The 15,241-nt window shown below is 39.6% G+C and carries 15 protein-coding genes; 5 read left to right on the forward strand and 10 right to left on the reverse strand.

Going from position 1 to position 15,241, the window contains the following annotated elements:
• Nucleotides 1-2 precede the first annotated feature (2 nt).
• Genes moaE through AC0ONG_RS22390 form a run of 3 tightly spaced genes read right to left on the reverse strand, consistent with a single transcriptional unit; the run spans nt 3 to nt 2,238 of the window.
• A complete protein-coding gene (gene moaE / locus AC0ONG_RS22380; RefSeq protein ID WP_000185947.1) occupies nt 3-467 on the reverse strand; it encodes a molybdopterin synthase catalytic subunit MoaE in 465 nt (154 codons plus the stop codon).
• Nucleotides 464-985 (reverse strand): molybdopterin-guanine dinucleotide biosynthesis protein B, encoded by a 522-nt coding sequence (gene mobB, locus AC0ONG_RS22385; RefSeq protein WP_016077198.1) that lies wholly within the window; start codon nt 983-985, stop codon nt 464-466. Before mobB ends, moaE begins: the two co-directional genes overlap by 4 nt.
• The gene (locus AC0ONG_RS22390) at nt 949-2,238 is read right to left on the reverse strand and encodes a molybdopterin molybdotransferase MoeA (RefSeq protein WP_000229702.1); all 1,290 of its coding nucleotides are present in this window, start codon (nt 2,236-2,238) and stop codon (nt 949-951) included. The genes mobB and AC0ONG_RS22390 overlap by 37 nt, the downstream gene beginning before the upstream one ends.
• 83 nt (nt 2,239-2,321) lie before the next feature.
• On the opposite strand from AC0ONG_RS22390, the gene moaC reads away from it, so the two are divergent.
• Nucleotides 2,322-2,807 (forward strand): cyclic pyranopterin monophosphate synthase MoaC, encoded by a 486-nt coding sequence (gene moaC, locus AC0ONG_RS22395; protein WP_000094146.1) that lies wholly within the window; start codon nt 2,322-2,324, stop codon nt 2,805-2,807.
• Between the two features lie 37 nt (nt 2,808-2,844).
• Here the strand turns inward: moaC and AC0ONG_RS22400 are convergent, their stop codons facing one another.
• The 6 genes from AC0ONG_RS22400 to AC0ONG_RS22425 all read right to left on the reverse strand — a co-directional run bounded on the left by AC0ONG_RS22400 (nt 2,845) and on the right by AC0ONG_RS22425 (nt 9,013).
• Nucleotides 2,845-3,858, reverse strand: coding sequence for a molybdopterin-synthase adenylyltransferase MoeB (locus tag AC0ONG_RS22400; protein ID WP_001158115.1), 1,014 nt, complete (start codon nt 3,856-3,858; stop codon nt 2,845-2,847).
• Between the two features lie 16 nt (nt 3,859-3,874).
• On the reverse strand, nt 3,875-4,888 hold the full coding sequence (moaA, locus tag AC0ONG_RS22405) for a GTP 3',8-cyclase MoaA (RefSeq protein WP_001157112.1): 1,014 nt from the start codon (nt 4,886-4,888) through the stop codon (nt 3,875-3,877).
• A gap of 200 nt (nt 4,889-5,088) precedes the next feature.
• Nucleotides 5,089-7,944 carry a BclA-related collagen-like exosporium protein gene (locus AC0ONG_RS22410; RefSeq protein WP_474204113.1) on the reverse strand — a complete coding sequence of 952 codons (2,856 nt, stop codon included), beginning with the start codon at nt 7,942-7,944 and terminating at the stop codon, nt 5,089-5,091.
• 116 nt (nt 7,945-8,060) lie between these two features.
• Nucleotides 8,061-8,384: a hypothetical protein gene (locus AC0ONG_RS22415; RefSeq protein WP_001110864.1), complete on the reverse strand. Its 324-nt coding sequence runs from the start codon at nt 8,382-8,384 to the stop codon at nt 8,061-8,063.
• Nucleotides 8,385-8,404: 20 nt separating this feature from the next.
• Entirely contained in the window at nt 8,405-8,629 is a 225-nt protein-coding gene (locus tag AC0ONG_RS22420; protein WP_000538719.1) for a spore germination protein, read from the reverse strand.
• Between the two features lie 78 nt (nt 8,630-8,707).
• Complete coding sequence (locus AC0ONG_RS22425; protein ID WP_000141224.1) at nt 8,708-9,013, reverse strand: rhodanese-like domain-containing protein; 306 nt, start codon at nt 9,011-9,013, stop codon at nt 8,708-8,710.
• A 197-nt stretch (nt 9,014-9,210) separates the two neighbouring features.
• On the opposite strand from AC0ONG_RS22425, the gene AC0ONG_RS22430 reads away from it, so the two are divergent.
• Nucleotides 9,211-9,393: a hypothetical protein gene (locus tag AC0ONG_RS22430; RefSeq protein WP_000051780.1), complete on the forward strand. Its 183-nt coding sequence runs from the start codon at nt 9,211-9,213 to the stop codon at nt 9,391-9,393.
• Nucleotides 9,394-9,442: 49 nt separating this feature from the next.
• Here AC0ONG_RS22430 and AC0ONG_RS22435 read toward each other — a convergent pair whose 3' ends face one another.
• Nucleotides 9,443-10,567 (reverse strand): homoserine O-acetyltransferase family protein, encoded by a 1,125-nt coding sequence (locus AC0ONG_RS22435; RefSeq protein WP_001167620.1) that lies wholly within the window; start codon nt 10,565-10,567, stop codon nt 9,443-9,445.
• 152 nt (nt 10,568-10,719) lie between these two features.
• On the opposite strand from AC0ONG_RS22435, the gene AC0ONG_RS22440 reads away from it, so the two are divergent.
• Genes AC0ONG_RS22440 through AC0ONG_RS22450 form a run of 3 tightly spaced genes read left to right on the forward strand, consistent with a single transcriptional unit; the run spans nt 10,720 to nt 15,189 of the window.
• Nucleotides 10,720-13,023 carry a spore germination protein gene (locus AC0ONG_RS22440; RefSeq protein ID WP_474204118.1) on the forward strand — a complete coding sequence of 768 codons (2,304 nt, stop codon included), beginning with the start codon at nt 10,720-10,722 and terminating at the stop codon, nt 13,021-13,023.
• A 16-nt stretch (nt 13,024-13,039) separates the two neighbouring features.
• The gene (locus AC0ONG_RS22445) at nt 13,040-14,134 is read left to right on the forward strand and encodes a spore germination protein (protein WP_000049080.1); all 1,095 of its coding nucleotides are present in this window, start codon (nt 13,040-13,042) and stop codon (nt 14,132-14,134) included.
• Nucleotides 14,110-15,189, forward strand: a complete 1,080-nt coding sequence (locus tag AC0ONG_RS22450) for a Ger(x)C family spore germination protein (protein ID WP_000411348.1) — start codon at nt 14,110-14,112, stop codon at nt 15,187-15,189. Before AC0ONG_RS22445 ends, AC0ONG_RS22450 begins: the two co-directional genes overlap by 25 nt.
• The last annotated feature ends 52 nt before the right edge of the window (nt 15,190-15,241 follow it).

Below are 15,241 nucleotides of genomic sequence, written 5' to 3' on the forward strand. Positions count from 1 at the left end.
ACTTATAGCTCCTTCCCAGGCTCTCCCGCCGGATATGGTGTTTTTTCTAATTGATCACCAATCCATGAGTCACCATCTTCCCAAAACTCCTTTTTCCAAATCGGAACAATTTGTTTTATGCGTTCCATAATATATTCGTTCGCTTCATAAGCCGCTTTACGGTGTGGTGTTGAAACAGCAACAACAACCGCTATATCAGAAATTTGCAACGTACCGATGCGATGTGTAATCGCAACATATGTATCCGGCCATTTCTCTTTCACTTCCAGGCCAATTTTCTCTAGCATCTTTTCTGCCATCGTCTTATAAGCAACATACTCTAAGTATAATGTACGACGCCCTTTCGTAAACTCTCTAACGGTTCCAATAAATGTTGTAACAGCACCGCATTCACGTCGAATCACTTTCTTCGTTACCTCTTCAATCGAGATTTCTGTATTAATTACTTCATAATATGTATTTGTCATTTCGCACTCCTAACCGTTTGTAAAAACCAGTCTATGTACAACTCTTCTTCTGTTATATGAAATACTTTATATTCTTCTCGTATATTTGCCGGGGCATCATACCACGTAATAATCGCTACTATATTTTCCACTTTATGTAAAAGCTCAACGTCTTCCGCAGAACGAAGTAACACTACTTTCGGGTAGTTCTCTTTTTTATAGCCCTCTATTAAAATTGTATCCACTTCAAAAAACTCATATAAGCGAATAATTTCTTGCAAGGACCATTTCTTTCTTAGTGAAGAAAGTGAAAGCAATCCAGCACCTTCTACACTACTTACGACAGCACCAGCTTTACGGTGTCTTTCGCTATCTTTTTGCGCTACTTCTGGAAAACCTCCGTGCCCGTGATGTTTAATGGTAGCAACCTTCATTTTCCGTTCAGCTAATGCATGCACTATTTTCTCCACAAGCGTTGTTTTTCCGCTATTTTGATATCCTACTATTTGTAAGATTGAAGTGGCTTTGCCCATGGCCAATCACATCCCTCAGAGTGCTCTAACAATAATACAGATACTTTCATCCCGGTCTCAAATCCTCTCGTTCCTCCAGGTAACACAATAAAAGCATTCGCATCTGCAAGTGAAGATACTGCACTCGATTTATCTAAACCGACCGGCATCGCTTGTAACGCCCCGTCCACAATCGTTACGTTTGCTCTTACGAAACGAGTAAATGGATTTGGCTTTGGAAAATCTTTTTGTAAAATAGCATCCGCTCTATATACGTGAGGTTCCTTCGCATACAAATACGTTTTTATAATTGGTTGCACAAATAATTCAAAGCCTACATAACAAGCAGACGGATTTCCTGATAAACCGAAAAGTAACTTCCCATCAAATTCAGCTACTGTCGTTACACTTCCAGGTCTCATGGCTATTTTATTAAAGAGTACATTCGCCTGTAACCTTTCATAAATAGCTGGTAAGTAGTCATAATCTCCTACCGATACACCGCCAGTTGTAATTAAAATGTCGACCTCATCCATCGCTAATTGAATAGCTGTAAAACATGCATCTAACTCATCCGCGAGTTGACCATAATAACGAACTTTCCCGCCAGCTTTCATAATTTGAGCTGCGATCATATACGAGTTACTATTTCTAATTTTCCCCGGTTCTAACGGCTCATGTACTTCTAATAATTCACTCCCTGTCGTTACAATACCGACAACAGGCTGTTTTATAACTTTCACAGTGCTATATCCAAACGTTGCTAGTAAGGCCGCAACTCCTGGATTAATTGCCACACCTTTCTTAACGAGAACTTGATTTTGTTTTATATCTTCTCCTTTAAACGACACATTGTCACCGTTATTAAAAGGGCGTTTTAACTTCATATATGTTTTTCCGTTCTTCTCAAATCCTTCTGTCAGCTCTAGCATTACAACTGCATTGCAATCTTCTGGAATAGCTGCTCCTGTCATAATTCGAATCGCTTCAAAAGCTCCTACTTCTTCTAAAAAAACAGAACCCGCCCCGATCTCTCCTATTACTTCAAATTCAACTGGATTCTCTTGGGTTGCTCCTTTCGTATCTTCTGCTCGAATGGCGAAACCGTCGTAAGGGGAACGATCAAAATGAGGAACGTCATGATCTGAGACAACATCTTCCCCGAGAATTCTCCCGTAACTTTCCGTAATAGAAATTTCTTCTACTTCACCATGCTTCGCATATTTCATTACCCGTTCTACTGCTTCAGCAACTTGAATTGGAATTCGTTTTTCTACCATCGTTTCTCACCTCATATTTGCAATTTTTTTTATCTCGATTAAACTTTATGTATTCAATAGAAATTACTTCAAGGAGGAATTCCATGTCTTCATTTACACATTTTAATGACCAAGGACGCGCAAAAATGGTTGATATAAGCGACAAAAAAGCAACCGTTCGAACAGCAATTGCGTGCTCTAGCATTGTCGTTACGAAAGAAATTTACGATAAAATCTCTCACAATGAAATTGGGAAAGGTGACGTATTAGCAGTTGCGCAAATCGCAGGCATTATGGCTGCGAAACGAACTTCTGATATTATCCCAATGTGCCATCCTTTATTATTAAAAGGTGTTGACGTTTCTTTTGATTGGAAACAATCAGAAGAACAATATCGTTTACTCATTGAAGTAAAAGTTAAAACAGAAGGTAGCACCGGTGTTGAAATGGAAGCTTTAACAGCTGCTTCCGCTACCGCTCTTACTGTGTATGATATGTGTAAAGCTGTCGATAAAGGTATGATTATCGGCGAAACATACTTACTTGAAAAAACAGGTGGAAAAAGTGGAGATTATACGAGAAATTCATAATCCTCTCTCCGTTGAACCTAAAGGATTTCCTTTAGGTTCAACCTATATATCTTGCATATAAACTTTTCGCTACATTCATATCATTCGTCCCATGAATGAACGCCCTGCCATCTGTAAATAAAACAAAACGATATTCTTCTACCGGAAATGATAATAGATAAGGTGTCGCCTTTATCTCTACACTTCTTTGTAAGCGCTTTTTAATTTCTTCTAAATTAAAATTCTTCCGCACACCCGGGCGAATTTGTACTGTATTTCGCCCACATAACACTTCTGTTTTTGTTTGTGCTTCAAATGTTAAACTCGGATATGTACGTAACCTTCCGCAAGATAAACAAGTATCTTTTTTCTGCCTATTCACTTTAAATGCCATCTGTTGATTATTCCAAAGATCAAATGATAACATCGTTTCACGAAGCGCCCCAAAGTCTTCTACTAATATTTTCAGCGCTTCCGTAATTTGATGCGCAACTACTAATTGTACTGCCGGTTGTATAATACCAGCTGTGTCACATGTTGCTCCGCTCGCCGGATGCTCCATTAAACAGCGAAAACACGGTGTTTTCCCTGGTAAAATTGTATACGTTACTCCGTAACTTCCGACACACCCACCATATATCCACGGAATATTATACTTTTGTGAAATATCATTAATAAGAAGACGCGTTTCAAAATTATCTGTCGCATCTAATATTAAATCTACATCACGCACTAGCTCTTCCATTTCTTGCACCGTTACATCCGTCACAACTGGATTTATTTCCACCTCAGAATTAATCGCTTGTAAATGTTCTGCAGCCGCTATCGCCTTCGGTTTATACTGCTTTGCATCTTCTTCCGTATATAGTTGTTGTCTTTGTAAATTACTCCATTCTACATAATCACGATCAGCAATCGTTACTTTTCCAACACCTGCTCTAACAATCGCTTCTGCATTTGCCGCACCGAGAGCACCAGCACCAATAATAAGCACATGCTTCTCTCTTATTTTTCTCTGTCCTTCTTCTCTAACACCAGAAAATAATATTTGTCTTGAATATCGCTCCTGCATGCGATAGCCCCCTTTCTTATCCTCCTATATAAGACATTTCGATTTTCGGACGATTTTTTGCACTTTCTTCTGTCCGTTCATCCGAATACCTATCTTTTCTATTCATCCATACATCTTGTATAACACTTAATAACTCCTCATCCGAAAGATTTCCTCTAAGAAGTTCTCTTACATTCAAACCCTCTGTCGCAAATAAGCACGTATAAAACTTTCCATCTGCCGAAATTCTTGCCCTCGTACAAGAGGCACAAAATGACTCAGAAACAGATGTAATAAAACCAACTTCAACATTTGTTCCAACGTACCGATATCGCTTCGCAACTTCACCAAAGTAATGGACTTCAGCTGGCTCAAGCGGATACACCTTATGAATCATCTCAATCAATTCTCGTTTTGTAACCACTTGATCAAAATTCCACCCATTTGTACTACCAACATCCATAAACTCAATAAACCTAAGCGTGATTCCTTGCTCTTTAAAATACGCAGCCATCGGAAGTACTTGATGATCGTTCATCCCTTTTTTCACAACCATATTTACCTTTACTTCCAGCCCCGCCTCTTTAGCTGCTATAATTCCCTTAATCACCGGTTTCGTATTAATATTTCGACCATTAATATTCCTAAATATGTCGTCATCTATCGCATCTAAACTAACATTCACTCTATGTAATCCAGCTTCTTTTAATGCCTTCGCTTGTTTCGTTAAATGGATAGCATTTGTCGTTAACCCTATATCTATTAGCCCATCAATTTTCACGAGACGTGCAATCAGTTTTGTTAAATCTTTACGAAGCAGTGGCTCACCGCCAGTAATTCTAATTTTTCGTACACCGATGTTAACAAATAATTTTGCCAAACGCTCAATTTCATCAAAAGTTAGTAAAAACTCATCTTTCAAAAAAGCATAATCTGGCCCAAATATTTCCGCCGGCATACAATATGTACATCTAAAATTGCAACGATCAATGACAGATATACGTAAATCTTGAAGTGGGCGTCCAAAAAAATCTTTAACCATCTCCTGCATCGCCACCCTCCCTTTCTGCCAAATTTCTTTCTTTTCATTCTATTATAATATATTTTCGGACTGCGATGTTTTTGCCCAAGTGAATAAAGTGAAACTTTAAATAATTAGAGGGTATCCACTCCCCCTGGTTAACGAGGTTTACTTCCAGATACAAGGATAAAAAAACCTTGAAACATAAAAGTTTCAAGGTTTTCTGCTTATTAACTTAATCTAATAATCGTTAGAGTAGCCCCTGGCGTTGCCGTAGATAATGTAGCCAACGCAATTACTCCAAATAATTGTAAGCTAACTGCAGCTCCAGCAGGCAAGTTAGCGATTATTGTTGCACTAAATGAACCTGCAGCCACTGCCGGAGAGTTTATCGTTCCCGCAAGCGGACTGCCATTTACAGTTATACGGGAACTTACAAGTAATCCTGCCGTTAAATTAATTGTATAGGCTATATAATAGTTTCCTGCATTCGCAACTGTAAATACAGTATTTCCACCACTAACGGTTATTCCTGGTCCAATATTTTGATTGTTTGGTAACGGAATATTCGTGCCACCTAACAAAACAGAAATAATACTTCCTGATGTATTATTCGCAAATGCATATGTTGCAGTTGTACTGACTCCAGTCGCCCCGGTCGCTCCTGTTGCTCCGGTTGCTCCAGCTCCTGTTGGACCAGTTGGACCTTGTATTCCTTGTGAACCTGTTGGACCTGTATTTCCAGTTGGTCCTTGGGAACCTGTTGCTCCTGTAGCCCCTGTTGGGCCTTGGATTCCTTGCGGGCCTTGAATTCCTTGTGGACCTGTCGCTCCTGTTGCTCCTGTAGCTCCCGTTGGGCCTTGTATCCCTTGAACTCCTTGGGGACCTTGCGCTCCCGTTGCCCCTGTGTCCCCTGTAGGACCTTGGGGACCTTGCAATCCTTGCACACCTTGAGGACCGGTTGGACCTATCTCTCCTTGTACCCCTTGTATTCCTGTTGGGCCTTGAGGACCGGTCGGACCTTGGATCCCTTGAATTCCTTGAATCCCCTGTGGGCCTTGTGCTCCCGTGGCTCCGGTTGCTCCTTGAATCCCTTGAGGGCCTTGTTCCCCTTGAATTCCTTGGGGACCGGTTGGACCTTGGATTCCTTGCGGGCCTTGGATTCCCTGTGGTCCTTGATCTCCTGTCGCCCCAGTTACTCCTTGTATCCCTTGCGGACCTTGTATCCCTTGCGGACCAGTTGGACCAATATCTCCTTGCACACCTTGTATTCCTTGAGGACCTTGTAACCCTGTCACTCCGGTTGCTCCCGTTTCTCCTGTCGCTCCTGTCACTCCAGTTGAGCCTGTCGCACCAGTATCCCCTGTTACTCCTGTCGCACCAGTTGCTCCTGTCGGGCCAGGTGGTCCACCCGTTGGACCAGTTACTCCCGTCGGACCTGATGGCCCTGTTGGGCCGGACGGTCCTGCTGGTCCTCCAGAAGGTCCCGTTACCCCTGTTGCTCCCGTTATTCCAGTTGGGCCTGTAGTTCCTTCCCCTGTCGCACCTGTTGCTCCCGTATCTCCTGTGGCCCCCGTAGGACCTTGTATTCCTTGAATTCCTTGTGGACCTTGCACTCCTTGGGCTCCCGTTGCTCCTTGAATGCCTTGTATTCCTTGAACTCCTTGTGGCCCCATTGGACCGGTTGGACCAATCGCCCCTTGAGCACCTTGCACTCCTTGGGGACCCTCTGGACCTGTTGCTCCTATTTCCCCTTGTATCCCTTGAATTCCAGTTGCTCCTTGTACTCCTTTTGCTCCCGTTATCCCTTGCACTCCTTGGATTCCCTGTATTCCTTGTGGACCTTCTGGACCTGTTGCGCCTACCGGTCCTTGAATGCCTTGTATCCCTTGCGGCCCCTCCGGACCCGTTGCTCCAGCTGGCCCTGGTACTCCTTGGATTCCTTGCGGGCCCTGAAGTCCCTCTGGGCCTTCTGGACCTGTTGGTCCTATATCACCCATCGGACCTTGTATCCCTTGAACACCTTGTGGTCCTGTTGCTCCTGATGGACCTGGTACTCCTTGAATACCTTGTGGACCTTGATCTCCTGTTGCCCCTGTCGCTCCTTGAGGTCCTATAGTCCCCTGTATACCTTGTGGACCTTGATCTCCTGTTGCTCCTGTTACTCCTTGAATCCCCTGAACCCCTTGGATTCCTTGTTCACCAGTTATTCCTGTCGGACCAGGAATACCTTGAATCCCCTGCGGTCCTTCTGGACCTGTTGGGCCAATTGGCCCTTGAATACCTTGTATTCCTTGTAAGCCCTGTGCTCCCGTACTTCCAGTCGGACCTGTAGTTCCCGTTTCTCCTGTTACACCTGTACTTCCTGTAGCCCCAGTATCCCCCGTTGCTCCAGTCGCACCTGTACTCCCACTCGGTCCGCCACCCGGACCTGTCGCACCAGTTGGCCCCGTCGGGCCAGGAGGTCCTCCAGATGGTCCAGTTATCCCAGTTGGGCCTGTTATTCCAGTCGGACCTGTTAGCCCCTGACCCGTTGCTCCGGTTGCACCTGTATTTCCACTCGGTCCTTGTGTTCCTTGTATCCCTTGTGCTCCTTGTATTCCTTGTGGACCAGTTGCACCCGGTAACCCTTGGACGCCTTGAATTCCTTGAGGTCCCTCAGGTCCTGTCGCTCCAATTGGCCCTTGCAATCCCTGTATCCCTTGTATACCTTGTGCCCCAGTCGCTCCCGTTGGACCAATCGGACCTTGTAACCCTTGCACACCTTGAGGTCCTGTCGCTCCAGTTTCTCCTTGTGGTCCTCTCAATCCTTGTGCTCCCTGCTGCCCTTCTGGTCCAGTTGCACCTATTGGTCCAACTGGACCTTGAATCCCTTGCACACCTTGAGGTCCAGTCGGACCCATCTCTCCCATTGGACCTTGAAATCCTCTCGGTCCTTGCGGTCCAGTCGAACCTTGTGGACCTGTTGGACCAGTAATCCCTATACCCGTAAATCCAGTTGGAACAGGAGGAAAAGTAGGACCAATAAGTTCTGGTGGAATTCTAAAATTAGATTGTTGTTTCCCTTTATTATCACGATTCTTCACACTTTCACCACCTACAAACCGTCTTTTTCATAATAAATAAACCTCTTCTTAATCTATTTACAAAAATAATCTCCAAGACTATTTTTATTTCAAATAAATAAAACTCCCTTAATTCCTTAAGGGAGTCCTGCAATTGAATCCATATTATCTGTATTAGGGACAGCTTGCGCTATACCCGATGTATTTACACTTTGCCCCATATTTGTTCCTGTTACAGTACCAGCAGGGGTGCCCCTTGTATATGTCGTCGTCACCGAATCTCCCGGCTGTAAACAAAGCTTCGTTTCTGTCCCTATTACTGTAACAACATCAATCCAAGTACACCCCATTGAACCACTATACGATTTCGTAGCAGTAAATGAAGTATCACTCAAATTATCACCTGTAAATATATTCCCAGTATTATTAACAATAACAAACTCTTTTATATGCGCAGGCATAATTACACTCTACCTTTCCTTTATGAACCTAACGTACGTGTACTCGTTGCCAAAGGCGGAAGAAATACCGATGTTCTAATCACCGCTTCTGGCTGTCTTTTTCCATTTAAAAAAATAGCCGCACTCGATCCTCCAGCTCCTGCATATACTTTCGCCACAGCTAAAGGCGAGATATCATAACAGTCACCAACATTAACAGCTCCTGTATTATTAATAATTTTTACTTTACGCAAATTAACCCCCATTTACCCCTCCTCCTTTTTTATACTGTATGCAAAAGAAAAAAACTTGAAACAGACTCGTTTCAAGTTTTTAACTATTAACTATTTCGTTTCACCTTCATATTGAAGCATACCGCCAACCATGTTCACTGTTTTAAATCCTTGCTCATTTAAATAATGACATACATTTTCACTGCGCATTCCTGAACGACAAATAAAGATATATTCATTCTCTTTATTAAAGAAGTCTACTTTATGTGGGATATCGCCCATTTTAATATGTACAGCTTCTGGAATCTTTCCTGCCGCTACTTCTTCATCTTCTCTTACGTCTACTAGAAATAACGTTTCTCCATTTTCTAAACGCACTTGTACCTCTTCTGTAGTAATTGTTTTAACTTCTGTCATATGTAGTTCCTCCTTATATACAATAAAACCTTTAGTTTCTTTTCCACAAACATTCTCTACCAATTTTAGCATGCAAAAGAAAGAACGCAAAGAATCGAAAAGCTATTTCTCAATTTTCTCGCAAAACTTATTCTTTACAAACATAACTAGCACATTGTATCCTCAATATACTTGTTTTATGAAAGGAGTCGATTAAAATGTCGCTTTTTCTTTTCATTATGGGCATTGTGTTCTTAATCGCTGCAATTATTGCACTTAGTATGCAAAATAATAAAAAGATAAAATCTCCCCAAGAAATGTCATTCTTATTTCTATTACTTAGTATAGCGTTCTTCGGCATAGCAATCGCTACATATATATTCCGTCTACAAATCATGTAAAAAAAGGTGCCTACTACACATATTGCACCTTTTTCACATAATTTATTTCCTACACAAAACTAGATACTTTCCGATTTAAAAATTCATAAACTTTCTTTTCAAATAAATGAATATCAAATGCTCCTGCCATATGCCCATTTATACTTTCTATCTCATACACTTCCGCATATTTTCCTTGTTTTTGCAAAATGTCTACCATTTTATAATTATAACGTGGCGGCTGAAGCAAATCTTGTTTGCACGGAATCATAAGTACATTCGCTTCTATGTTAGAAAGAGATTCTTCTAGTGAAGAAAACCCATGTGCAATATCATGCAATAAAACTGCCTTCGCAGTATACATCCATGAATTTGCATCTACTAACTCTATACTTCTATATGTCGCTTTATTTATCTCTTTTTCAAATGATGTTAATGTAGAAAACTTTTCATAAGGTTCTATCTCTATACTATTACGAGGAAATGCCATTTCATAAAAATGCTCATCAAACGCATTCATAAACATCATTCTATTTGCTAAATGAAGCCCCTTTATCGGCTGCTCTTCTCCGTATTTTCCATCTTTCCAACTTGGATCCAGTTGAATTGCCTCAATCGCATTTTGTGCTACGTTTACAGACGTAATAATTGGATTTTGTGGGTTCGTAATAACGCCAATCATCCGCTCTACCATATGTGGATAGTGAACCGCCCATTGTTGTGCAATCATTCCCCCCGCCGACGGTCCGATTACAGCGTGTAACCTTGAAATTCCCATACCTTTTATTAACTCATATTGCATACGAGCTACATCAAGAAATGTAAAAACCGGAAAATCCATAGCATATTCTTCTCCAGTTTCTGGGTTAATCGATTTCGGTCCTGTTGTAATCACATATGGATTCCTCACCTGCACATTACAAAGATTATCCGTACATATAACAAAATACTTATTTGTATCAATTGCTTTTCCAGGTCCAATGAGCCCATCCCACCAACCAGGCTCCTCATCATGCACTGTATATTTCCCCGCTGCGTGACTTGTTGCACTAAAGTAATGACAAATCAAAATTGCATTTGACCTTTCTCTATTTAACGTACCATATGTCTCGTACCCCATTTGAACAGGAATTTCCCTACCATTTTCAAACGTAAATTCTTTTAAAACAAACTTCTCCTTTTTTACAATTTGCACAGACTCTCCCTCTCCCCGTTATAGTATGAACTGCTTACTAAAGGTTTTTTTCTATGTAAACCAATCTCCTCCTTCTTTTCATAAATAAATGAATAATATACAAAATTAGCCACAAAATAGCACTATATTACACAATTAAAGAGGGCATACATATGATTTGGAATTGGTTTCGTAAGAAAAAAAAATCAAATACAACAGAGGCAAAAGAAGCCGATAACTGGGAGCAGCAGTCTAACAATCCAGATGACGATAACAAAGAACAGACTAGAAGTATGAAACATACTAAAGGTAAAAATAACGAGCAAGATGACTCTTCTCAAGAGAAACAGCAAAACTCTAAGCAAGATGACTCTTCTCAAGAGAAACAGCAAAACTCTAAACAAGATGACTCTTCTCAAGAAAAACAGCAAAACTCTAAGCAAGATGATTCTTCTCAAGAGAAACAGCAAAACTCTAAGCAAGATGACTCTTCTCAGGAGAAACAACTAAACTCTAAGCAAGATGACTCTTCTCAAGAGAAACAGCAAAACTCTAAGCAAGATGATGCTTCTCAAGAAAAACAACAAAACTCTAAGCAAGATGACTCTTCTCAAGAGAAACAGCAAAACTCTAAGCAAGATGATGCTTCTCAAGAGAAACAGCAAAACTCTAAGCAAGATGACTCTTCTCAAGAGAAACAGCAAAACTCTAAGCAAGATGACTCTTCTCAAGAAAAACAGCAAAACTCTAAGCAAGATGATTCTTCTCAAGAGAAACAGCAAAACTCTAAGCAAGATGACTCTTCTCAAGAGAAACAGCAAAACTCTAAGCAAGATGACTCTTCTCAGGAGAAACAACAAAACTCTAAGCAAAATGACTCTTCTCAAGAGAAACAACAAAACTCTAAGCAAGATGATTCTTCTCGGGATAAGCAACAAAGTGCTAAACAAGGTGATTCTTCTCAAAGTAAGCAACAAAGCTCTGGAGGTAATAGTATTTATGACTTTACCAAACCAGAAAAAGACCGTATTCATTCTCTACAAGATTTAATAGAGAAACTTAAAAAGTCTAGTGATTTTATTAATTACCATACATCTGACGATGAAACGATGCCTTATTGGATTTCTTACTATCGCCCTTCACTTGATGGAGAGAAATTACAGAAATATTTAATGCCCACTCTTTTAGAGAAACCCTGTGCTTCTCTAGAACAACTAAAAGAACATATTCCGATGAGCGGCATTACAATTACGAACGACTTACAAAAAATTGAGGACATGGTTTTAAAGGGACATGCGATTATTCAATTGAATCAGCAAGATCAAAAGTGTATGCTTGCAAACATTGCAATTGATACTTACCGGGCACCAAGCCCTCCATTAAATGAATCAACAGTTATCGGTCCACAAGAAGGCTTTGTAGAAGCTATTGATACGAATATTAATTTAGTACGAAAACGCCTTCCTGTTTTAGATTTACAAACAAAAGAAATGATTGTCGGCGAATTTTCCAAAACGAAAGTTGTCATGATGTATTTAGACAACCTCGCCGAAAAAGATAATATAGATTTTCTCGAGGAGTCATTACGTGCTCTTGAATATGATCAAATTAATGATAGCGCTTATATACAAGAACTTATGGGTGAAAAGTCGATTTTCCCTCTCTATATCAATACAGAACGTACTGATAGGGTGACAAAAGCACTCATTGATGGGAAAATTGCTATTTTTGTGGATGGTTCTCCAAGTGTTTTACTAACACCTGTATCCTATTTCGATTTTTTCATTTCACCAGAAGACTATAACGTCTCTTGGTTATACGCTACATTTTCACGCATTTTACGCCTTATCGCTGTTCTATTTTCTATCTGTGCTACACCGTTATACGTTGCAGTTTTAAATTATCATTATGAACTTATTCCAAGTGATTTACTTGAAACTTTGATTTTATCAAGGGCGCAAGTACCATTCCCACCTTTAATTGAAGCACTCTTTTTAGAACTCGCAATCGATTTATTAAGAGAGGCTGGCGCGAGGTTACCGATGAAAGTTGGTCAAACGCTCGGTATTGTAGGCGGTATCGTAATCGGACAAGCATCTGTACAAGCTGGTTTAACGAGTAACATTTTATTAATTATCGTTGCCTTATCAGCACTTGCTTCCTTTATTACACCTATTTATAAAATGGGGAATGCTGTTCGATTACTACGCTTCCCGTTTCTCATATTTGCAGAAATAGGTGGACTTTTCGGTATTTCTCTTGGATTTATCTTTTTATTTACTCATCTATTTAGACTTACTTCCTTACGCAAGCCGTACGCTTTGTTTTATCCGACAAGACAACAATCGGTTAAAGATTCTTGGATTCGTTTCCCATTAACAATGATTGATACAAGAGATGTGCAGGCAAGACCACAACATGTAAAAAAAGCTGCTAAAGGAATTTCAACAAAACATAGATCAGACTTTGATGATTAAGAGATGAGGTGCATTGATGAGTAAAGTTCAAGAAAAATATCAAATATCTCCTACCTTTGTTTTCTTCTTAATTCACGGTGCACAGTTTGGAGCTGGCGTTCTCGGATTTGCTCGAATCACCGCAAAGGCCGCTGGATACGACGGCTGGATGGGCGTTCTAATCACAGGACTCTGTATCCAAATTCTTATATGGATGATGTATTTTTTATTAAAAGAAACAAACGGGAATTTAATTGATTTACAACGACAAACCTTTGGAAAGTGGATAGGAAACGTCTTTAATATCATCTTTGCAACTTATTTTTTAATCGTCAGTATTTCGGTTATTCGAACATACGTTGAAATTATTCAAGTATGGATGTTCCCAACTGCCTCCACCTTTATGTTAACACTCTTTTTATGCCTAGTTAGCTATTACATCATTTCTTCTGGATTTCGTGTCATTACTGGCATTTGCGTCATCTCTGTTGGTGGTACGCTAGGGTATTTATTTCTAAGCTTATTTGTTTTGAAATACTCACATTGGGAGAATTTACTACCTATTTTCACACATTCTTTTTCAGATATTTTAAAATCCGCTCAACTGTCAATCTACAGTATGACTGGTTTTGAGATTTACCTCATGGTTTATCCATTTGTGAAAAACCCTAAACAATCTCATAAATTTGCTCAATATGGGGCACTATTTTCAAACCTTCTATATTTATTTAGCACCCTTTTAGCCTTTTCGTTTTTTAGTGAAAAACAATTATTAAAAACGATATGGGCCCAACTTTCTATGACCCAAGTTATTCAATTACCATTCATAGAAAGGCTAGAATATATCGCAATTTCAGCTTATGCCCTCGTTATTATTACAAGTTTCATTCTACCTTTGTGGGCGGCAACGAGAGCAACGCACGAAATATTCCGTGTAAAACAAAGAGGTGTTTTAATCGCTTTTATGTTTATCACCCTCATTGTTTCACAACTTTTAACAAACAGACACGATATTAATAATTTTATTAGTAATGCATCAAAAGGAAGCTTTTGGCTCATTTATGTATACATCCCAATTCTATTTATTATTGTGTGGGTGAAAAGAAAATGGAAAAAATCAAAAATAAATTAATACTTATCTCTTGTATAACACTCTTTAGTCTAACTGGATGTTTACAAAAAAATATTATCGATGACGTACACCTTATCCAAGGAACTGTCTTCGATGTAGCAAAAGATAATAAAATAAAGGTAACATTTGTTTGTCCTATTCAGCAAAAAGGGAACAAAGTTCAAGTTTTTGAAGGAACAGCAAATGCGGTAAAACAAGTAAAAGCTGACACATCTTTAGAGTCTTCTCAACCATTTGCGAGCGGACAAATGCGGGTTGCTCTATTTACCACCCGAATTGCTAAGAAAGGAATGGTTGCTTCCTTCGATACATTAATTCGTGATGTAAACATTGGGAATGCCTTATATGTTGCTTTACTTGAAGGTAATGGTACTGAACTCTTAAAAGGAAAGTACACGACTTCATCCAACGTTGCAATTTATATAAAAAAAATGCTAGAACATAATATGGAGACCGGTCCTTTACCAACAGATAATCTGCATGTAGGAGCTTTCCGTTATTATCAAGAAGGGCAAGACTACTATATTCCAATTTTAAAGAAACATGGTGATAAAATAAAAATCACGGGAATTGGTCTTTTTAAAAAGGATAAATATGTTGGTAAAATCGCGGAAAAAGATATGTTTATATTCAAAGGACTTTTAGAAAAACATAAGTTAGATTCACATGAATTTAAAGCAGATCCTGGGTACGTAATGATTAATAATATTCGTTCTATTCCAACATACGATATAAAAATAAAAAATGGTAAGCCTTCCTTTTCCATTCATGTTAAACTTGAGGCTCGTATTCAAGAAGTATCGAAACAGATTAACTTAGAGAATGCTAAGAACACAAAAAAGATTGAGAAGGTCGTTCAAAAACAATTGGAGACACAAGGTAAGAAATTAATTAAGCAGTTTAAATCTTTAGATGTCGATCCTCTTGGGCTAGGAGCTAAATATAAGCAACATTATCGCCCATTCAAATTAGAGGAGTGGAAACAAATGTACAAAGATGTTCCAGTTACTATAAAATACACCGTAGACATTACAAATTCTGGTGTAATTGAATGAGAAATGATTGAACTCCTCTCTCCAGCATGATACAACGGAGAGAGGAGTTTTT

Source organism: Bacillus sp. TCT6, assembly GCF_056033845.1.

What these genes read in the sequence shown, in the direction of transcription:
- AC0ONG_RS22390 (WP_000229702.1), bottom strand. Translation starts at nt 2,238, where the DNA reads ATGGTAGAAAAACGAATTCCAATTCAAGTTGCTGAAGCAGTAGAACGG.
- AC0ONG_RS22450 (WP_000411348.1), top strand. Translation starts at nt 14,110, where the DNA reads ATGGAAAAAATCAAAAATAAATTAATACTTATCTCTTGTATAACACTC.
- AC0ONG_RS22400 (WP_001158115.1), bottom strand. Translation starts at nt 3,858, where the DNA reads ATGCAGGAGCGATATTCAAGACAAATATTATTTTCTGGTGTTAGAGAA.
- AC0ONG_RS22425 (WP_000141224.1), bottom strand. Translation starts at nt 9,013, where the DNA reads ATGACAGAAGTTAAAACAATTACTACAGAAGAGGTACAAGTGCGTTTA.
- AC0ONG_RS22420 (WP_000538719.1), bottom strand. Translation starts at nt 8,629, where the DNA reads ATGGGGGTTAATTTGCGTAAAGTAAAAATTATTAATAATACAGGAGCT.
- AC0ONG_RS22415 (WP_001110864.1), bottom strand. Translation starts at nt 8,384, where the DNA reads ATGCCTGCGCATATAAAAGAGTTTGTTATTGTTAATAATACTGGGAAT.
- AC0ONG_RS22445 (WP_000049080.1), top strand. Translation starts at nt 13,040, where the DNA reads ATGAGTAAAGTTCAAGAAAAATATCAAATATCTCCTACCTTTGTTTTC.
- AC0ONG_RS22440 (WP_474204118.1), top strand. Translation starts at nt 10,720, where the DNA reads ATGATTTGGAATTGGTTTCGTAAGAAAAAAAAATCAAATACAACAGAG.
- moaE (WP_000185947.1), bottom strand. Translation starts at nt 467, where the DNA reads ATGACAAATACATATTATGAAGTAATTAATACAGAAATCTCGATTGAA.
- AC0ONG_RS22430 (WP_000051780.1), top strand. Translation starts at nt 9,211, where the DNA reads ATGTCGCTTTTTCTTTTCATTATGGGCATTGTGTTCTTAATCGCTGCA.
- moaC (WP_000094146.1), top strand. Translation starts at nt 2,322, where the DNA reads ATGTCTTCATTTACACATTTTAATGACCAAGGACGCGCAAAAATGGTT.
- moaA (WP_001157112.1), bottom strand. Translation starts at nt 4,888, where the DNA reads ATGCAGGAGATGGTTAAAGATTTTTTTGGACGCCCACTTCAAGATTTA.